The following is a 17,488-nucleotide window of genomic DNA, read 5'->3' as shown; positions in this document are numbered from 1 at the left end:
ACACCACGCTGAAGACAAATCTCTACGGCTACTTCCACATGGCCCAGGAAGCCGTTCCGCATATGAAGCCGGGTTCGGCCATCATCAACACCGGGTCGGTCACCGGCATCGAAGGCTCGAAGGAACTCATCGATTATTCGATGACCAAGGGCGGCATTCACGCCTTCACCCGGGCGCTCTCTGGTAACCTGATCAGCAAGGGCATTCGCGTCAATGCCGTGGCGCCGGGGCCGGTTTGGACGCCGCTGAACCCGTCGGAGAAGGAAGCGGAGAAGGTCTCGCAGTTTGGCGCAAAGACCCCGATGAAACGGCCAGCCCAGCCGGAAGAGATCGCGCCTGCCTATGTATTTCTCGCTTCGCCGCAATGCTCCAGCTATATCACCGGCGAGATCCTGCCGATCATTGGGGGCTATTGACCGCGGCCGCCTATATGAAGGTCTTGATGAAAAAGGCGGTTCTCGATCCGCCGGCCGTCTTGGTAATCCGGCCTGACGGGCCGCCCAGATAATCTGGTTGGCCAAACGGCCGGCAAGGCAGTCGCAGACGCTGGGAAGAGTCCGAAGGAATTCAGATTTTCGGCACAAGCCTGAACCTGTCGGCCTTTCGGCAGTTTTCAAGGCTAGGAGGTTTCGATGAACGAGCACACCGACAAAGGCGACTCGCATGACGGTGCCGTTGAGATCCTGGCCGGCCGATTGGCCAGGGAGGCAGACATTTCCGAAGAGCAAGCCCGCGAACTGATCGAGTTGATCGGGACCGATTGGAATTCCCTGCTTCGAGAGGCTCATTTTCTGAAGGCGCGGCATCGCCTATGAGCGAACGCGGGGCCGAATTCTTTGGCGAATGGATTACCAACAACGTGATGCGCGGCAGCGTCGGCGCTGACATCATTTCCGTCGCGGAATTGACGACCAAGCTCTTTGCAGATGCGAAGGCCGCAGGTGTTTCCGAGCATGAGATTGAAGAGGAGATCGGGAGCGCTTACGATGCCATACTGGCTGCAATCGTCGGACTTGAGGACTCGGGCAAGTCCGATTGAAAGCCAAGGCAGCCTGCAATTAACCCGGATAGGGGCGCGTTCAGCCCGCCTTGCGCGGAACGATGTAGCCCGTCCCTTTCGCGCCGCGGGATCGGCCGACGGACCGATGCTGCCTATGGGCTGCAGGCTCGATCGCCGGCGCTGTTTCCATCTGCGATCGCTCAGCGTCATCCGACATGACAAAGGAGAGCGCGATCAGATCGTCGGCGTCGATGCCGCCGCGACCGTTGTCCATATGGTCGGCGACCCTTTGAAATGCCTGCATGTCATCCATGCTCACGTTGGCCGCCCGCAGCCTTTCTTGGAGACCCGTCAACTTGGTGGCCAAGGCGTTGGAAATTTCGATCATAATTGCCTCCGTGGTTCCAATCTAAGTGCCAGACCGAGGATAAGAGCCTCGAACAGTGCGGGGGCCGATGAACAGACTGATTTGCCATTACCTGCTATCGCCCAGCCGCTCGGCCTGCCTGGCAACCTTTGCGAACTCTCCGTCTGTTGAGATGACCTCGAGGGTGGCAGGGGCTCATCCTCGCCAGTCGCGACCCAATGAAATTTCTCGCAAGATGTTTCCTGCCCCCGACCTTTGAGTTGGCCCGTACGACATTTGTCCCGCATTCGCTGGGACCGGTGGCCGAGGTCCAGAATTTTAGGGAACGGTCGCTGTCGGATTTTGTTGATTGGATGCCTGCTGCGCACGTTGCCAGGTTTGCGCACTCAGGTACCAACCTCCAGAATACTCAGCCCGCAGGCTCCGGTCTGCGGGCTTTTTCGATGCCATGGAATGCGGCGCTCGCGCTGCCGCTGCCCGTCCGCATCTGGGACGGCGGCGTCGGCTGCGAGACTTGGCTCTCACTCACTAGCTTCGGAAACAAAAGGCCGGCCGGATCGTTCGCTCTATGCCAGACCACCGGGTGCCGCGCCATGCCGTCCACCTCGATCAAGAAAACAAAATACGATCCGGCCAAAGGGACTCTTTCCGTATGGTTTGTGACCAGCGGGAAACGCTACGAGTTCGAGGGGGTGCCGCCGGAGACGTTCGCGGCATTCCGATCAGCCTTTGCCAAGGGCCGCTTTTTCAACGCGCACATCCGCAATCGCTTCCGATATCGTCGCGTAACAAGCGATGACGATGATTGACCGGCTATTCAGCGTCCAGTTCAAGCGGCTCGTGCTGCGCTGCTCATGATTTTGGCGTGGATCCCGGCGATCGCCGCTGCGTTGGAGCTCTTGGTCATCCGCGAAGCTTTTCGGCCTCGCGTTCCAAGGTCTTCCGGTCGTTGCCGTGCTGTTTGATGAGATCGCGAACCTGTTGCGCCGTCAGCCCGACCTTGTTGGCGAAATGCCGGACTTCGTAGTCATCGTCCGCTGATACCCGGTTGCGGTCACTGCCACCACGCTTGCTCTTGTCGTCTGCCATCGCTTGTTCCTCCGGCAGGGAATAACAGCGGCCGCGCAGGAATGTTCCAGGCGCGGCAAGCGGCAATTTTAGGCGGGACTAACAAAAGTTATCGAAAACGGACTGCTCGCTCGTGCAGGATTAACGTCACTCCGCCCGCCACGGCGGAGGATGGGAGGACCGGCCTCCACAAAGCCGAAGGCCGGGTTACTTGGCCCGTTGCGCGGATCCCTTGGGCGCTGCGACGGGCCAAGGTCGCTTGCGTCAGTCTTTCCTCCAGCGGCGCCTTTCTCGCCAAGCCAGCAGTGCACCATTAACATTTGTTACTGCGGACCTGCTAATGAACTGCGTAGATGACTGGGCGGGCGTTGCCCTGGCTTTGGAGTTGGGTTCGGTTTGCGGCGACAGTGTCACCGACTTGAGAAGCGAACCGATAGCTAGGCCCGTTGTCTAACCTTGGCGGGTCACGGCAACGGGTCTAGCGTTCCTCCGCTTGGGAATGGGATTTCCGGCCGAAGATGAATGTGCCGTCTCTGACGGCGTTCACACTGCCCCCGATACGAGCCCGAAACACCTTCGCGGCATGAGCAGACAGCCCGCCAGCGCTCACAAGGAACTTTAGCGGCATCTAAAAGTTCTCCTCGGGCAATCCCGCACTCCTTGGGTCGAACGATGGCCGAGCTGGCATCAACTTTCGCATATTCATCAGGGCTGACCGGCGATGATATGCTAAGCGCAGTCGTGTCGATACTGGCCGGCCTGCTGCTCTATAATGTCATGCGCGAACCAAGCCGATAGGGCTCCTGCCGAGACGAAATTCACAGACCGCGCAGTGACGCCGGACAAAAGTTCGGTGGGCGGCCGTTGCTCGGTAGCGCAGCATGGAGGCAATCGGCTATTTGCCCGGGACCTCAGTCCGATCCAATTGACTCGTAGCTGACTTTTTTTGGGTGTATCCTTTCCCCGTTGTGGCGTATCGGGGTGAGGTAAACGATGCGTGGAAGCAATCGCAATGCTGTCCCGCCCAAGAGTGCGGGATGCGGTATAGTTGAACCTGCAGAGGTCAACATTCTGGCCAAGGCGGTGAGTGACTACTGCTCCAGTCACAAGATCGAACGCAAGGATGAGCGCGAAAACGTCGCGGTCAAAGTCATGAGCCTTTTTGGACGCGGTGTAACTGACGCTGACCAGCTGTTGGAAGAACTCGAGAAGGTGCGCTAAAGCGAGCCTGGTGCCCTCGGCTGGAGACGCAACAGATGCCCGTCATTCCAGGAATGGCGGGCATCTATTTCACTGCTGCCGACGAAGAAGGTGACGCATTTCCTCGCCGGCCCTACCAGATGATGCATCGGGCCAGTTGTTTCTAGCATCACGACCAATGCGCCGGCCCGTCTAACCTCAGTAGAGCGGAAAGAGGTCGTTCCTCGACGGCACTAGTTGGGATCGCCGGACCTCGAGCCCCCATGGGCTCCGCCGCCATAGCTGTCCCCCCGCGACCCTCCGTTGCCGGATCTAAAAAACTTTGGCTTGGGACCGACGTGACCGTGGTTCTTGTCACCCCATCCATTGCCCGGACGTGTTCCTCCCGATTTGGCAATCGCCTTGGAGTTCAAGCTTGTGCCGAGCAGCAATGTAATGGCCGGAGGCGTCACCGCAGCAAAGCGTCCAGCCTGCTTGAGAAAATCGCGGCGCGCGTTGGCCTCTGAAACAAGCTTTTCGGAATTCTTTTCAATAAGCCTTTTGCTCTCATTCGGCATTTTAGCACTCCTTTCCTGCAAGATACTTTAATTGCTGTCTGCAAAGAAAGTAGTTCTCCAAAAGGCGTACACCGCGCCGGTGTCCGGAGCGGCCCGGCTCTCTGGCCGACAAAGGCCAGAATTGAGCCGGGCCTGACCGGCGGGGGCTCGGAATCGCAACACGGCGCCGGCTGACCAATGAGCATATACCCCTGATTGTATAGCCGGAACGCATTCATAAGGATAAAGCCGAGCCGAATCAGTGCAGCCAATATTATGGCTTCAAGCTGGCGCTAATATTCGAGCAGGCTGATGGAACCCGAACGGTGCGGTTGGGTTGGTAACATGCGACCGCACTCGTTTTCTCCCATTCAGGGTGCGGCCGCTCTACTCCGTAAGCAACAGAAGCCCGTCGCGCTTGCGCCATTGCGCGACGGGCTTTCTGGTCCTTGTTGGTCAATACCCGCCACGTGCGAAGCAGCACCGCGAAGGCGGCTTGACGGCTGAAAACCCAAACAGGTACCCGCCACCCGGGGGAGTGTATGGCGGGTACCTGACCTCTCTCCGCCGACGACTGAAGGATTCCGCCGGCTCTACCAAATGTCGGAACGGGCTTAATGTTTCAGTACTGGGACCAATGCGTTTGGATGTCCGACTTCCGTCCGGAGCGACAATGCTTTCAAATCATTGGTTCAACCAACCCGCACTAGACCTGGGAAGTGCTCGGACTGGTCTATGTTTTCATCAGCGCAATTCGATAGGCGCCTTTGTTCGCCACGCCATCCCAGATGAAGAACGCGGCAAGGGCGGCGACGATCAGCAGGATCGGTCGCATGGCTGGAATTCCCTCAAAGCTCCTCGTACGCGCGTGGCCTGATTATCCGCCTGTTCATCTATGTCTACAAGCAGTTGCTAACGTATTGAGAACTCGCCGGGCTCGCCGCCCCATAGCCCAGCCCCAAGCCCGACGAGTGCCGACCCGGGAGGGTACCGGCATCATCCTATTTGCAAGGCTGATGCCAGCATATTCCGTCCTGAAATGAAACAGAGGGTGTGTCAGCGTGCGCAGGCTTGAACGATGGCAAAGCCTATGCCGATGACAACCGGTACGGAAACACTCCTCCTGCCCGAGACAAACGGATCACCAAGAAAAATGCTCCGCCATCGCGGAACACCTCGCATTCGAAGAGGTTTGGGGCGCGGCGGCGCAATTCCCTCCCGATCTGTGCACGCCGCCGGGCGGAGCCTCCCATTCTCCGCAGGCCCGCTCCCTGGCTCCCATCAGGGGCGGGCCTTTCTTTTAGATCTCGGGCTAAGGGAACGCTCACGGGAGTTCCATATTGAAATCAAATTCGAGTTTCCCCATTGGGGTTCGCATGCGCAAGCCTGCCGGCAGAGCCAGGCCCGAATAGGAGTTCACCGCCATGGCGATCCGCCACAGAGCACTGGAAGCGGAAATTTTCGATCCGGAAGAGCTGGAATTTCTGGCCCGCGTCTTCGACCGGTTGAAATATGATGGCCAAACTACGGAGCAGCGTGAGGCGCTGGCCTCTCGCATCATCGCCAACTTCATGGCGGGTATTGTGGACGAGAATGAACTGGTTTTGCTATCCAGGCTACCTTTAGGGAGGTAACGATCTGAGCGGACTGGACTGCCTGCCGCCCGCCCCTTGTGAATATTCGTCATTGTTGCCGCTGGGCTACAGCCCTTTGGGGGCGACTGTATTAGGAAACGCTTGTGCGGGGTTCCCGGAATCGGGCGGACCATCTGGGAAAGGGGCGCACAGTTTTGAGGGAAGATGGCCCGTCGGCTTTGGTCGGCGGGCTTTTCTTTTGTATGGCCTTCTCTGTAGGGCCTTGTCGTCGATCAGCGCCGCTTCCTCGTGCTTCGGCCCTCCGTCGCTACTTCCGGACCTACATCTTTTTTTAAATGACGGTCGGGTGCTGCCTCAGCCAGATCGGCGAGCCAACTTCAGCAAGGGGGATTCGCCATGAAGCGCACCTATGAAAGCCCGTCCTGGTCAAGCGTGACCGCCTGTCCGCCGTTACGGCCGTGATCGTCGTCTCGCTCGTGAACGGCGCGACGTCCCAATAAGGACGATGCCCGTCACTCCAGGCAGGAAATGGCGGGCATCTATCTAGCTGCTACCGACCAGGAAGGTGACGCACTTCCTCACCGGCTCTATCAAATGATGCAGCGAGGCTTAGGTTTCAGCATGGGGACCAAAGCGTCAGCCTCTCGGACTTCTGTCGCATCGGCGGAAGCGATCATTCTGCCAATCGTCCCGGTTGGGTCGCGCGGCGTGTGTCTCCGGCCGAGGTTCACCGCGCCGCGCGGAGGCGTAGCCCGTTCGACCTCAGGCGAGCGGGCTCTCTTGTCTGTCTTGGAACAATTCTGTGCCGCTGCAGTTCGCTTTCTGGGCGCAGCTCCCGGCAAACAGAGACGGTCGAGCGCGCCTTGGTCGGGTTGACCCCGACGCAAAGAGCCCGCCCGCGGAGGAGGTGCGGCGGGCTCTTCTGCTGATCCGGCTAATTCAGCTTCGCCGGCGGCTCGCCGGGATAGCAGTAGTGATTACTATCCGCAGGCCGACCGGGGTATAATCTCCAATGGCCGTTCGAATAGCGGTTGTCCTGGCGCTTCTCGCCGCCTTCGCCTACGGGTTTGCAAAACTCGTAGAGCGGTATGCTGATGCCGGCGATGATCCCGCATCACCCTGCGGAAAGGTGCCAAGCGTCGATTGCCCGGACCCGAATGCGCCGCCTCCCTTTCCCAGGCCCGACCGGACGGAGCCTCAAAGGCAGTCCGGTGCGTCAAGCCTGAATGCATATTTATAAATTGCGCGGTTTCCTTCATCGGTCACCCGCACCCAGAAATGTTCATCCCGTCTCGCCAGGACGTCTTTGCCGGTAACTTTCTGAGCAGCCTCCCAAGGGGCACGGGCATTGGCAACGTGATAAGCCACCACCTGGTCGCCAGCCATCTCTTCAACTCGGTATGTCTTCATGATCGCTCCAAACAGCGACCCGAACTTGGAGCGACGAGGGTTGTTCCGGGTCTTCCATTTCGCTGGCCCATAGCGAGCGATTGCAGGGCAGCCTTGGGCGCCTAGAGGACGGGGCAGGTGGCCCGGTAGCCTTGGGTGGCTATGGGGTGGCCACCGGGCCTTGACCGGCAGGGGCTTAGGGAACACGATGCCGGCAAACGAGTATATGCGCATCTACTAATAAATCAAATTCAGCCAAAAGGCCGAGCTCGCCTTCAATCGCCACATGGCGGCTGGACAAGCGCCGATCGACGCGGGCATGTGTGCCACGGCCGGCTGCCTCGACTGCCTCGTCATGCTCGATTGCCGGCGGTCCGCGACCGCTTCGGCCCAAACATCAATCTGGCCCCAATCAGCCCAGTTTGGAGAGCCGGTTGAAATTTGTTCGGACCCGGCGGCCGGCAGGTTTGAGTGCTGCGACCATGGACTCCTTCAGAGCACCGCCGCTTAGAAAAGACGGGCTCCGGCCGGATAGAACTTCAGGCCAAAACCTTAAAGCCGATCTTAAGATCACCAATTGTGCAGCCGCCATGCCTTCGGCGAAGGCGAGCGCCTTCTCGTTAACCGCAAGCATCGCCTCAATCCCTTTCGGGGCACGGCTGCTTGCATCCAAAGCAATCAGCGGAAGGCGCATGGCGACAACAGCGGGTGCCAACATCAGGTCTCCACAAAGCGAGAATGCATTTTGGGTGTGGCGCTTCTTGCGAGTTGACATTGTGCCCCCATCTGGACCCGGCTGTTCAGCCAATACGCGCCAATCCGGGGTTTGTTCCTGGAGGATGGCGGCCTTCATGAGTCCGTCATAAGGTGCGAATACATTAGCGAGGCCGGATGTCCGATCATCGGCTCCTACAAAGTCTCCTGCCCGGTTTCGGCCGGGCATTCTTTTAGCCTTCAACGAGCGCCAGCTTCGATCTGATCGCGCAGTCGCGTTCACGACGGCATCGGCGGCGTGAAGGCCCAGCGCGATGTCCAAAAGACCCCGCAAGCGAATAGATCGGAACCTCCCGCCCGCGGCGTCATTGACCTCTGCGGGCCGCGTCAGCCGGACCTGGTGGCAAAGAGAACAGGGTGGTTTTTCCGGCTTCACATCCTGGCCAACGAAAAGGCAGTCGAGCTCTTGTCCCACCCGGCCCGCTTCAGTTCGGTGTCGAGCGCATGGCAAAGGACGGGAAATCAAGGACCGGCTGGCTTCAGGAGGCCTGGCTTCTGCTGAAAGAAAGCGTCAGCGGTTATATGGATGACAACGCGCTGAGCCATGGGGCGGCGATTGCCTTCTATGCCACCACCTCTCTTGCGCCGATCCTTCTGATCGTTGTGGCGGTCGCAGGTCTCGTCGTCGGCAAGGACGCCGCCCAGCTCGCGCTCTCGGCCCAGATATCGGGCGTGATGGGTCCGCAGAGCGCCGACCTCTTGAAGGCGACGATCGAGACCGCTTCGCGTCCCTGGTCCGGCGCGCTTGCCACCATTATCGGGCTGGTGACGCTCCTGATCACAGCCTCCGGCGTCTTTGGCGAGATGCAGCAGTCGCTGAATGAGATCTGGAAGGTCGAGCCAAGGGCCATGTCGCTCTCGCGTTTGGTGCGGGCGAGGGCGGCGAGCCTTGGTCTCGTCGCCGCGCTCGGCTTCATGCTGCTCGTGTCGCTCGCGGCGAGCACGGCCATCTCGCTGTTGGCCGATGTCATCAACCAACACCTGCCGTTCGGCGAACTGATTGTGAGTTCGATCAATACGATCGTTTCGTTCGCGTTGATCGCGCTGCTCTTCGCGGCGATTTACAAGGTCCTGCCGGACCGCAGTCTCAAATGGCGCGATGTCGCTGTCGGTGCGCTGGTCACCGCGCTTCTCTTCACCATCGGCAAGTCGCTGATCGGCTGGTACATCGGCAGCAGTTCGATCGCCACTTCCTATGGCGCCGCCGGCGCGCTGATGGTGGTGCTGCTATGGGTCTATTACTCGGCTCAAATCTTTCTGTTCGGCGCCGAAATCACGCGCGCCTATTCGGTGAGCAGCGGAAGCCGGGCCGACCTCAGGCGGGTTATGAAGCCGGAGGTCGGAAAGACGGAGAGGTGACGGTCAAGCAACGCCGGAGAACGCAACACTGCGCGCGACCCTCTGCCTAAAGAGATCAGGCGTTGGGCCAGACAGCGTTGGCTTAGGCTGACAACCTGAGAGGGATCGTCGCCACCTGTCGGTCCGCAGGACGTGATCAGGTTGCGAAGCCGCGATGTGGCCGCCGCAACCCAGTCACGCCCGGCGGGCGTCAACCGACGATCAAACAGACCCCGATGTCGTCGTTGTCATCAATGGGCGGTCTGCGAATGAACACCGCCCGGCGCCGAAATGCCGCTCAAAGCCTCTCCCGCCTCCCGTGTCTCACCCTTTCTTGCGAGGTCTCCAAGGGAGATGATGCCAACGAGCCGTTTGTCTCGGTTCAGAACCGGGAGCCGCCGCACCTGCAAGTCTCCCATGTTAGCAAGAACATGATCGACGTCTTCGTCATCGAAGCAATATCTTACCTCTTGGCTCATGACATCGCGCACCCTGGTATCGGGACCTTTGCCCAGCGCTATCCCGCGGATGACCATGTCCCGGTCGGTGATCATCCCCACCAGCCGGTCATTTTCACCGACAGGCACGACGCCGGCGTCGAGCTTGCCCATCATCAGCGCCACCTCGCGGATCGACTGTTCGGGATTCGCGACGGCAACGTCCTTTGTCATGCAACTGCCGACCTTCATGGCTATCTCCCTTTGTTGCGGAGCCCACCCGCCGAACCTGAACTGAGAAAACAAATGCTCGGCGCTATTGGTTCCTTCAAATCTGGCGGGGCGAGGGGCATGGAAAGTTCCGCTGGGCTCGATTGACAGCCGGGCAGGCGACCGGTCCTTGCGCAGGCCTGAGGGAAGCAAGGCCGGCAGCCCATCGCCCCATGTTCGGCCGAGACCCGTTCGTGCTGTTGCGGTCCCGGTGATCGTTGCGTTGGTTGCGTGCGCGGCTCATGGAACAGAGTCCTGCCTTCGGCCATTGTGTTATGGGCTGGGGGCGACCTGATAGGGGAGCCATGGCCGACTTTCGAAACCGGATCTCACCTGCCCGCGAGGCCGAGACAAGCTCGCGGCAAGCTAAGGCGCGCAACCGCTCCATCATCGTCATCGGGGCGTCCGCTGGCGGGGTTGAGCCCCTGAAAGCGATCGTGAGCGACCTGCCTGCCGATCTACCGGCGGCCGTGTTCGTCGTGGTCCATGTCGGCCAGGTCAGCTATCTGCCGGAAATCCTCGACCGTGCGGGAGCGCTGAAAGCCTCCGGCGCCAAGAACGGCGAGTCCTTCAAGATGGGAAACATCTATGTCGCGCCGCCCGGCTTCCATCTTCTTCTGCATGACGATCACATGATGCTGCGCCGCGGCCCGCGCGAAAACCTCGCGCGGCCGGCGGTAGACCCGCTGTTCCGCTCGGCGGCGCTGAGCTTCGGCGCAAGCGTCGTCGGCGTGCTGCTGTCGGGCGCGCTTTCCGACGGCACCGCCGGCCTGAGGGCAATCAAGGCGGTCGGCGGCCTCGCGGTGGTCCAGCATCCCAAGGACGCGCTGGTGCCTTCCATGGTGGAAAGCGCGCTGCGTTATGTCGACATCGATCATTGCGAACCCGCCGCCAAACTCGGCGGCTTGCTGGGCAAGCTGGCGGCCGAGCCGGCCGGAGAAACGTTGCCGGCCCCACCGACGGTCAGGCTGGAGGCCGCAATCGCGGCACAGGAGCATTCGACCATGAAAGACGAAGATCGACTTGGCGAACTGTCGGTGTTTACATGCCCGGAATGCCACGGGCCGCTGTGGGAGATCGAAGACGGTGACATGCTGCGTTATCGGTGCCATACCGGGCATGCCTTCACCGCAGACGCGGTCATGGAGGCGCAGGCGATCGAGGCGGACGAGATCCTGTGGAGCCTGCTGCGGTCGCATCAGCAGCGGGCGGAGTTTGCCCGGCGCATGGCGGAGCGGGAGAAGACGCGACATCGCTCCCAACTCGCCAGCGAGTTCGGCAAGCGGGCGAGGGAATACGAAGCGGATGCCTCCGTCATCGAGCGCATCCTGGAAAGCAGGCGGACACAGGTAACAGGCAATGGCGCAGGCGGCGAGGAAGGCAAGCACAAGGAAGGCACGGACTAGCCCGCGCCAGGATGAGAGAGAGCCCGCGCTGTTCCCTGTCATCGGCATCGGCGCATCGGCCGGCGGCATCGCGGCGTTGCAGAAGTTCTTTCCGGAAGTGCCGGCCGACAGCGGCTTTGCCTATGTCGTGATCCAACACCTCGATGCCGAGCATGAGAGTGTGCTCGCGAGCATCATCCAGCGCTCCACCGCGATCGAAACGCAGACCGCGGTCGAAGGCGCGGAAGTCGAGCCGAACAACATCTACGTCATCCCGCCGGGCGTCTCGGTGACCATCCGGGGACAGCGTTTCAACATGGCCAAGATGGCCGCCACGCGCGCGAAGCGGACGCCGATCGACGATTTCTTCACGTCCCTGGCACAGGATCAAGGGGAGGATGCGGCCGGGCTGATCCTTTCCGGAACCGGCAGCGACGGCACGATCGGGCTCAGGGCAATAAAGGAACATGGCGGCCTAACGCTGGCGCAGCAGAGCGCCGAATATGATGGCATGATGCGCAGCGCCGTGCAGAGCGGCCTGGTTGACATGGTGCTGCCGGCCGAGGAGATGGCTGCGAAGCTCGTCGGCTATTTCAGCCACGCCAACCGCGATGAAAGCGAACGCGACCGCCGCAAGCGCGAAGTGGGCGAACAGCTTTCGCGGATCACGGGGCTGTTGCGTACGCGCACGGGCCATGATTTCAGCGGCTACAAGGACAACACCATCCTGCGGCGCATCCAACGCCGCATGCAGGTGCTGCAGGTCGACGATCCCACGGCTTTCTACGAGCGGCTGCGCGACGAGCCGCAGCAGGTCGACCTTCTGTTCCAGGACCTGCTCATCGGCGTGACCAGCTTCTTCCGGGACCCGCAGGCTTTCGATGCGCTAGAGAGCTTGGTTATTCCGAAGCTTTTCGGGGGCCGCAAGCCGGACGAGACGATCAGGGCCTGGGTGCCCGGCTGCGCCACCGGAGAGGAAGCCTATTCGATCGCCATGCTTTTGAAGGAGAACGCGCCGCGGGGCGCCGCTTCTCCCAACCTGCAGATCTTCGCCACCGACATCGACGAGCGTGCGCTGGAAGTGGCGCGCGCCGGCCGCTATCCGGCGACCGTCGCAAGCGACATCACGCCGAAGCGCCTGAAGGAATTCTTCTCGCGCGAGGACGGCACATATCGTGTTTCCGCCGAGTTGCGGGAAGCCTGCCTGTTCTCGGCGCACAATCTGTTGCGCGACCCGCCGTTTTCCAAGCTGGACCTCATCGCCTGCCGCAACCTCTTGATCTATATGGGGCCGGAGCTGCAGGAGAAGATCATCCCGATCTTCCATTATGCGTTGCGCAATAACGGCTATCTCTTCCTCGGCTCGTCCGAGAACGTTACGCGCCATGCGCGCCTGTTCTCGACCATCGACAAGGCGACCCGCATCTTCCAGAAGCGCAGTGAGGTCGCCGCGCAACGCCTGCCGGAATTCCCACTTGCCGCCGCCGCCAGGCAGGCTGTTCCCAGCACGCGCCCGCGGGCAACGACAGGAACCCTGCAAGAAGTTGCCGAACGCTTCCTGGTCGAGCGCTATGCTCCGGCCTACGTGGTCGTCAACGCCGCCGGCGAATTGATGCACAGCTCGGGCGGGACAGGCAAATATCTGGAACTTGCCGCCGGCGCGCCCGACCACAACGTCTTCTCCATGGCCCGTCGCGGGCTGCGCATGGATCTGCGCGCTGCCCTTCACAAGGCAGTCAGCACCGGACAGATGGCGGTGCAGAACAAGATCAGCATCGGCACCAATGGCGGACGCCAGACGATCAGCCTCGCCGTGCAGCCGCTGCCGGTCGACGGCAATTCGGATCCGCTCTACATGCTGGTCTTCCGCGATATCGGCGGGATAAAGGCGGAGGCAGAGGATGAGCCTGTCCAGACGACCGACGATGTCGAAAGCGCCAATGTCAGTCAGCTCGAAAAGGAGCTGCGGGAAACCAGGGAACGGCTGCAGATCACGACGGAGGAGCTAGAATCCTCCAACGAGGAGTTGAAATCCTCTAACGAAGAACTGTCCTCTATCAACGAGGAGCTGCAATCGTCCAACGAGGAGTTGGAGACCTCCAAGGAGGAGCTGCAATCGATCAACGAGGAACTGCAGACCGTCAATGCCGAGCTCAACGTCCGCGTCGACGAGCTCAGCCGCGCCAACAACGACATGTCCAACCTGCTCGAGAGCACGCAGATCGCGACCGTGTTCCTCGACCGCGATCTTTGCGTCAAGAACTTCACGCCGACGGCGCGGGACCTGTTCAGGCTGGTCGAAAGCGATGTCGGCCGGCCGCTCGCGCATGTGCGGCCGCGCTTTGCCGCGGACCGGCTGCAGGCAGACATGGAGCAGGTGCTGCAGCGGCTGGGGACGATAGAAAGGCAGGTGGAAGTCATTGAAAGCGCCAAGCGATACATCATGCGCGTGATGCCCTATCGTACCGTCGACAATGTCATCGCCGGCGTCGTCGTCACCTTCGTCGACATTACCCAGATCGCGCAGGCGGAGGAAAAGATCGGCGCGCTGTCGCACGACCTGCGCAACCGCCTCGAAAGCCTGGAGACTGTTCTGGACCTTGTGCCTGTCGGCATCTTCATCGCCGAGGACGGCGACGGCGATGCCATCCGCGCCAATCGCCGCGCCGCCGAGCTCGCCGGCCGGCGCGCCGCGGACGGCAAGCTCAGCACTGTGCCGGCGGTCCTGCCGCTGATGGTGAACGGCTCCGTGGTGGAAACGCACGAGCAGCCGCTGCAGAAGGCGATGCGAACGGGCAAGCCCGTCCCCGGCTACGAAGCCCGAATCGCCCAGGCGGACGGCTCAAGCATCGACGTGATGATGTCGGCCAATCCGCTGTTTGACGAGTCCGGCAGGGTTCGGGGCGCTATTGCGGCCCTGGTCGATGTCTCGAACCATAAGGAGGCCGAGCGCGCTCAGGAGAGGCTGCTGCACGAGCTGCAGCATCGTGTGAAGAACATCCTAGCCACGATCACCGCACTGACCTCGCGCATGATCCGCTCGTCAAGCTCAATGGGGGAATTCGCGACATCATTCCATGAGCGACTGCACGCGATGGCCCGCACGCATGAGGTCCTGTCTTCCCATAATTGGGGCGACGCCGACCTCGAGCAGCTGCTCAGGGCGACATTTTCTCCCTACAACAGCACAGAACGGCAGAACCTGGTCCTGCATGGGCCGCCGTTTCATCTCGATGCGGCAACGGCGGCGGCGCTCGGCATGGTCTTCTTCGAGCTTGCCAGCAACGCTGCCAAATATGGGGCGCTTTCCGTCGAGACCGGACGCATCGAGGTCTCCTGGAACGTGGTGAAGCCGGGCATGCTTTCGATCAGCTGGAAGGAACTCGGCGGTCCGGCCGTGGAAGAGCCATCCCGCAGAAATTTTGGAACCACTTTCATCCAGCAGAGTTTGGAGTACGAGCTGAGGGGGAGTGTCGAATTGAACTTCCGGCCCACCGGCCTGGAGTGCCTGCTTGAAATCCCCCTTGCCCGAACCGAAGCCTTCGAGCCGCTGCCCGGCTACGCATGAACAAGAGCGCTCCATTATCGGGCCTGCGGATCCTCGTCGTCGAGGACGCTTTCCTGGTTGCGCTCGACCTCTCCGACGAACTGACCGATGCGGGCTGCCATGTGGTGGGGCCCGCGCCCTCGGTTCAACAGGCGCTCGAGCAGATCGATGGCGTCGAACTCGATGGGGCGGTGCTCGACGTGAACCTGCATGGCGAACGCAGTTTCCCGCTTGCCGAGCACCTCGCAGCGCGCCACGTTCCTTTCCTCTTCCTCACCGGCTATGACAGCGCAACGGTCTTTCCCGATCAGTTCCGGGATTCGCCGAGACTGTCGAAGCCAGTAGACTCCAAAGTGCTGATCGAGGCGGTCGCCCGATTTGGCGCGCATAAGCACTGAGGCTTCGGGGCGCCTCGCCTTTGGCAATCGGCTTCTTGCAAGCGTTCGCAACATCCAATGCAGGCATTGGTCCCGTCTGGCATCGTGGAGGACTTTTCCACTCTCCGCTGCTGTTGATCCGTTGGCTGACGAACGGTCGCAGGATCGCGAGCGACCAGGTCAATAGCCGAAGCACCAACATCCTGGGGGGCACCACGACCGTGGTGATCTTTGCGGCCTCGGGGGGATTGGCGAGTTCGTTCCTCTAACTCGAACGGCGACGCCGGGGGTTGGCGAAGGCGTTCAAGCAAGTTCGCTTACAACAGGAACGATCATCATCGTCACGCATTCTCCCTAATCAATGCCCATCAACTCTCTCTGCTGGGGTGAGAACCGTGTTACCCAAAGGCCATGCCGTGCCTGACTGCGTACCGGGCGAGGTCGCTGTCGTTGACCTCATTCCTGCCTTGCGTGCTTTTGCGCGCACTTTTTGCCGCTTGCCCGATGATGCCGACGATTTGGTGCAGGAGACCCTGACCAAGGGGCTTGCGAATTTGGACAAGTTCGAGCCGGGGACGCGATTGAAGTCCTGGCTTTTCACCATCATGCGCAATACGCATTACACGCGGGTCAAGGCGGCAGCTAGGGAAGCGCCCGGTTTGCTTGACTGCGCCTCCAGCCGGCCGATTTCGGAAGCCTCGCAGGACTGGTCCGTTCGGACCAAGGAGGTCTACCGCGCCATCCAGAAGCTTCCGATACATCAGCGCGAGGTACTGACGCTGATCGGTGTGCTGGGCGTCAGCTACGAAGAAACCGCGGAGATATGCGATTGCGCGGTCGGGACCGTTAAAAGCCGTCTCAACCGCGCGCGTGCAAGCGTCCTGGAATTCCTTGATGAAAGCTCATCGCAAGCGCTGGTCGAAAGACACGACCATCTCGCGGAAGATCACTGGGACAGAAGCGCTGACAGGCATCGATGAGGCTTGTCGTCAGTTCTCCTTTTTGCACCGGCGCTTCTCGATCAGCGCATTCTGCAACTCGATCGCGAGCTTAGCCAGGCGATCAGGAACTTTTTCCTGCTCAATGGCGGTCAACAACGACGCGATCTCTTGGTCTATGCCCAGGCTTGCCTGGCTGACGGGATCGCGCTGGCTCGGACGAGACATGGCATTCTCTTAGCAAATGTGGCCCCTTCTAGATTCACTTGAGACCATACACGGCCGGAGTTTGCAAGGCGCTTCCAGCCGCCGATCAGCTTCAGCCCCGCAGCAGATCGTGGCGGAGCGAAAACCCTTTGCCTGAACTGATCCGTTCCGAGCCGGCAAAGTCTTGCGATAGTCCCCGCAAGATCAGTCTTCCGGAATCCGGTTTGCCGCGTGGTCTTGATACTGATCGGACTTGATCCGATTGCTGTCGAGGCCGCGTTCTTTTGTATGCTGCTTCTTATCCCGGTTCGACAGGACGTCATTTTCGCCAATCATGTCTTTCGGAACCGTCGTCTTCGCTCCGGTCCCGGCACCTTTGCCCTGACTGCCGCGTCCCATGTGTTTCTTACCGCCGGACGCCATCTTCTTCTCCTGGGTCTTCCAGCTTCTGCGCAAGTGGTTTGGGGCCCGAACTTCGGTCCGTCGGTTATGTTCCGCCGGTACGACGAATAAGAAAGGCGGTGCCGTCCCATCGACGGAAAGGCATCTCGCCATCGATGAGGACGTCCATGGCGCATATTCGGGCGAGATGGCCGATGTCGGAGGAATCGGCGGCGGGCGACATCCGATATGAATAATTGAGGATTGCCGCCATCCCTCCTGGCCGCAACACGCGCGCCACTTCGATAAAGTGCCGCTCGGCGACGCCGGCAAGTACCAGGTAAGGGAAGCTGTCGACCGCCAGCACGCCATCAAAACCCGCATTGACGAATTCGCCAAGGTCGAGGCCGGAGGTCCGGCGGAATTCAACATTGCCAAGACCGGCGCAGCGTCGGCGCGCGACGGCAACCATCCTGGGGGAGATATCGATGCCGACGATATGCTTCGCTCTGGCGTGGAGCGCGCATTCGAAGCGGCCGATGCCGGAGCCGATATCGAGTATTGTCTTGTCCGCGCCGGTAAAATCCTGTCGCTCCAGCCAGGAGACGATTTCGGCCGTTGCAGCCGTAAGCTTTTCCTCGTCGCCAAGCGACGAAAGTTGGACGCTGGCCGCCGGAGA

Annotated in this window: 20 protein-coding genes; 11 read left to right on the top strand and 9 right to left on the bottom strand. The window is 60.7% G+C overall.

The window, feature by feature from the left end; all coding sequences use genetic code 11:
- The 3 genes from EOA79_RS18500 to EOA79_RS18490 form a co-directional block, all read left to right on the top strand.
- On the top strand, window positions 1–416 hold a 416-nt coding region (locus EOA79_RS18500; protein WP_128293147.1), incomplete at its 5' end, for an SDR family oxidoreductase.
- Window positions 417–632: 216 nt separating this feature from the next.
- Complete coding sequence (locus tag EOA79_RS18495) at window positions 633–815, top strand: hypothetical protein (protein ID WP_067320556.1); 183 nt, start codon at window positions 633–635, stop codon at window positions 813–815.
- Window positions 812–1,039 (top strand): DUF768 domain-containing protein, encoded by a 228-nt coding sequence (locus EOA79_RS18490; RefSeq protein ID WP_095779498.1) that lies wholly within the window; start codon window positions 812–814, stop codon window positions 1,037–1,039. The genes EOA79_RS18495 and EOA79_RS18490 overlap by 4 nt, the downstream gene beginning before the upstream one ends.
- Before the next feature lie 40 nt (window positions 1,040–1,079).
- Here the strand turns inward: EOA79_RS18490 and EOA79_RS18485 are convergent, their stop codons facing one another.
- Window positions 1,080–1,388, bottom strand: a complete 309-nt coding sequence (locus tag EOA79_RS18485) for a hypothetical protein (RefSeq protein WP_127239691.1) — start codon at window positions 1,386–1,388, stop codon at window positions 1,080–1,082.
- 197 nt (window positions 1,389–1,585) lie between these two features.
- On the opposite strand from EOA79_RS18485, the gene EOA79_RS33655 reads away from it, so the two are divergent.
- Window positions 1,586–2,176 carry a KTSC domain-containing protein gene (locus tag EOA79_RS33655; protein WP_245307390.1) on the top strand — a complete coding sequence of 197 codons (591 nt, stop codon included), beginning with the start codon at window positions 1,586–1,588 and terminating at the stop codon, window positions 2,174–2,176.
- Window positions 2,177–2,270: 94 nt separating this feature from the next.
- Here the strand turns inward: EOA79_RS33655 and EOA79_RS18475 are convergent, their stop codons facing one another.
- Window positions 2,271–2,456, bottom strand: a complete 186-nt coding sequence (locus EOA79_RS18475; protein ID WP_066994850.1) for a DUF3606 domain-containing protein — start codon at window positions 2,454–2,456, stop codon at window positions 2,271–2,273.
- Window positions 2,457–3,428: 972 nt separating this feature from the next.
- On the opposite strand from EOA79_RS18475, the gene EOA79_RS18470 reads away from it, so the two are divergent.
- Window positions 3,429–3,656 carry a hypothetical protein gene (locus EOA79_RS18470; protein WP_067320564.1) on the top strand — a complete coding sequence of 76 codons (228 nt, stop codon included), beginning with the start codon at window positions 3,429–3,431 and terminating at the stop codon, window positions 3,654–3,656.
- Between the two features lie 212 nt (window positions 3,657–3,868).
- On the opposite strand, the gene EOA79_RS18465 is transcribed toward EOA79_RS18470, so the two are convergent.
- Window positions 3,869–4,192 carry a hypothetical protein gene (locus tag EOA79_RS18465; protein WP_245322511.1) on the bottom strand — a complete coding sequence of 108 codons (324 nt, stop codon included), beginning with the start codon at window positions 4,190–4,192 and terminating at the stop codon, window positions 3,869–3,871.
- A gap of 1,403 nt (window positions 4,193–5,595) precedes the next feature.
- On the opposite strand from EOA79_RS18465, the gene EOA79_RS18460 reads away from it, so the two are divergent.
- Window positions 5,596–5,805, top strand: coding sequence for a hypothetical protein (locus EOA79_RS18460; RefSeq protein WP_095826181.1), 210 nt, complete (start codon window positions 5,596–5,598; stop codon window positions 5,803–5,805).
- A gap of 1,158 nt (window positions 5,806–6,963) precedes the next feature.
- On the opposite strand, the gene EOA79_RS18455 is transcribed toward EOA79_RS18460, so the two are convergent.
- Both EOA79_RS18455 and EOA79_RS18450 read right to left on the bottom strand, forming a co-directional pair.
- Window positions 6,964–7,176, bottom strand: a complete 213-nt coding sequence (locus tag EOA79_RS18455) for a hypothetical protein (RefSeq protein ID WP_095779495.1) — start codon at window positions 7,174–7,176, stop codon at window positions 6,964–6,966.
- Window positions 7,177–7,567: 391 nt separating this feature from the next.
- On the bottom strand, window positions 7,568–8,008 hold the full coding sequence (locus tag EOA79_RS18450) for a hypothetical protein (protein ID WP_245479148.1): 441 nt from the start codon (window positions 8,006–8,008) through the stop codon (window positions 7,568–7,570).
- Between the two features lie 365 nt (window positions 8,009–8,373).
- Here EOA79_RS18450 and EOA79_RS18445 point away from each other — a divergent pair, with 365 nt between their 5' ends.
- Entirely contained in the window at window positions 8,374–9,288 is a 915-nt protein-coding gene (locus EOA79_RS18445) for a YihY/virulence factor BrkB family protein (RefSeq protein WP_127334769.1), read from the top strand.
- 230 nt (window positions 9,289–9,518) lie between these two features.
- Here EOA79_RS18445 and EOA79_RS18440 read toward each other — a convergent pair whose 3' ends face one another.
- Window positions 9,519–9,956: a CBS domain-containing protein gene (locus EOA79_RS18440; protein ID WP_067320757.1), complete on the bottom strand. Its 438-nt coding sequence runs from the start codon at window positions 9,954–9,956 to the stop codon at window positions 9,519–9,521.
- A 323-nt stretch (window positions 9,957–10,279) separates the two neighbouring features.
- Here EOA79_RS18440 and EOA79_RS18435 point away from each other — a divergent pair, with 323 nt between their 5' ends.
- The 4 genes from EOA79_RS18435 to EOA79_RS18420 all read left to right on the top strand — a co-directional run bounded on the left by EOA79_RS18435 (window position 10,280) and on the right by EOA79_RS18420 (window position 16,263).
- Complete coding sequence (locus EOA79_RS18435) at window positions 10,280–11,380, top strand: chemotaxis protein CheB (RefSeq protein ID WP_128293145.1); 1,101 nt, start codon at window positions 10,280–10,282, stop codon at window positions 11,378–11,380.
- The gene (locus EOA79_RS18430; protein WP_127335599.1) at window positions 11,334–14,927 is read left to right on the top strand and encodes a CheR family methyltransferase; all 3,594 of its coding nucleotides are present in this window, start codon (window positions 11,334–11,336) and stop codon (window positions 14,925–14,927) included. Before EOA79_RS18435 ends, EOA79_RS18430 begins: the two co-directional genes overlap by 47 nt.
- Entirely contained in the window at window positions 14,924–15,304 is a 381-nt protein-coding gene (locus EOA79_RS18425; protein WP_095802758.1) for a response regulator, read from the top strand. The genes EOA79_RS18430 and EOA79_RS18425 overlap by 4 nt, the downstream gene beginning before the upstream one ends.
- A gap of 374 nt (window positions 15,305–15,678) precedes the next feature.
- The gene (locus EOA79_RS18420; RefSeq protein ID WP_348626855.1) at window positions 15,679–16,263 is read left to right on the top strand and encodes a sigma-70 family RNA polymerase sigma factor; all 585 of its coding nucleotides are present in this window, start codon (window positions 15,679–15,681) and stop codon (window positions 16,261–16,263) included.
- Between the two features lie 9 nt (window positions 16,264–16,272).
- On the opposite strand, the gene EOA79_RS32840 is transcribed toward EOA79_RS18420, so the two are convergent.
- The 3 genes from EOA79_RS32840 to EOA79_RS18410 all read right to left on the bottom strand — a co-directional run.
- Window positions 16,273–16,449, bottom strand: a complete 177-nt coding sequence (locus tag EOA79_RS32840) for a hypothetical protein (RefSeq protein WP_082953720.1) — start codon at window positions 16,447–16,449, stop codon at window positions 16,273–16,275.
- A 183-nt stretch (window positions 16,450–16,632) separates the two neighbouring features.
- The gene (locus EOA79_RS18415) at window positions 16,633–16,851 is read right to left on the bottom strand and encodes a hypothetical protein (RefSeq protein ID WP_066992288.1); all 219 of its coding nucleotides are present in this window, start codon (window positions 16,849–16,851) and stop codon (window positions 16,633–16,635) included.
- A gap of 64 nt (window positions 16,852–16,915) precedes the next feature.
- Window positions 16,916–17,488, bottom strand: a 573-nt coding sequence (locus tag EOA79_RS18410; protein ID WP_164893879.1) for a class I SAM-dependent methyltransferase, incomplete at its 5' end; no start/stop codon positions are given.

Origin of the sequence: Mesorhizobium sp. M1A.F.Ca.IN.020.03.2.1 (assembly GCF_004023205.1) — a bacterium.
Taxonomy (GTDB): Bacteria; Pseudomonadota; Alphaproteobacteria; order Rhizobiales; family Rhizobiaceae; genus Mesorhizobium.
The sequence above is the reverse complement of the archived record's forward strand: the minus strand, read 5'-3'. Positions and strand labels throughout refer to the sequence as shown.

Coding starts and splice junctions, on each gene's coding strand:
- EOA79_RS18495 (WP_067320556.1), top strand. CDS start 633: ATGAACGAGCACACCGACAAAGGCGACTCGCATGACGGTGCCGTTGAG.
- EOA79_RS18490 (WP_095779498.1), top strand. CDS start 812: ATGAGCGAACGCGGGGCCGAATTCTTTGGCGAATGGATTACCAACAAC.
- EOA79_RS18485 (WP_127239691.1), bottom strand. CDS start 1,388: ATGATCGAAATTTCCAACGCCTTGGCCACCAAGTTGACGGGTCTCCAA.
- EOA79_RS33655 (WP_245307390.1), top strand. CDS start 1,586: ATGAAATTTCTCGCAAGATGTTTCCTGCCCCCGACCTTTGAGTTGGCC.
- EOA79_RS18475 (WP_066994850.1), bottom strand. CDS start 2,456: ATGGCAGACGACAAGAGCAAGCGTGGTGGCAGTGACCGCAACCGGGTA.
- EOA79_RS18470 (WP_067320564.1), top strand. CDS start 3,429: ATGCGTGGAAGCAATCGCAATGCTGTCCCGCCCAAGAGTGCGGGATGC.
- EOA79_RS18465 (WP_245322511.1), bottom strand. CDS start 4,192: ATGCCGAATGAGAGCAAAAGGCTTATTGAAAAGAATTCCGAAAAGCTT.
- EOA79_RS18460 (WP_095826181.1), top strand. CDS start 5,596: ATGGCGATCCGCCACAGAGCACTGGAAGCGGAAATTTTCGATCCGGAA.
- EOA79_RS18455 (WP_095779495.1), bottom strand. CDS start 7,176: ATGAAGACATACCGAGTTGAAGAGATGGCTGGCGACCAGGTGGTGGCT.
- EOA79_RS18450 (WP_245479148.1), bottom strand. CDS start 8,008: ATGAAGGCCGCCATCCTCCAGGAACAAACCCCGGATTGGCGCGTATTG.
- EOA79_RS18445 (WP_127334769.1), top strand. CDS start 8,374: ATGGCAAAGGACGGGAAATCAAGGACCGGCTGGCTTCAGGAGGCCTGG.
- EOA79_RS18440 (WP_067320757.1), bottom strand. CDS start 9,956: ATGAAGGTCGGCAGTTGCATGACAAAGGACGTTGCCGTCGCGAATCCC.
- EOA79_RS18435 (WP_128293145.1), top strand. CDS start 10,280: ATGGCCGACTTTCGAAACCGGATCTCACCTGCCCGCGAGGCCGAGACA.
- EOA79_RS18430 (WP_127335599.1), top strand. CDS start 11,334: ATGGCGCAGGCGGCGAGGAAGGCAAGCACAAGGAAGGCACGGACTAGC.
- EOA79_RS18425 (WP_095802758.1), top strand. CDS start 14,924: ATGAACAAGAGCGCTCCATTATCGGGCCTGCGGATCCTCGTCGTCGAG.
- EOA79_RS32840 (WP_082953720.1), bottom strand. CDS start 16,449: ATGTCTCGTCCGAGCCAGCGCGATCCCGTCAGCCAGGCAAGCCTGGGC.
- EOA79_RS18415 (WP_066992288.1), bottom strand. CDS start 16,851: ATGGCGTCCGGCGGTAAGAAACACATGGGACGCGGCAGTCAGGGCAAA.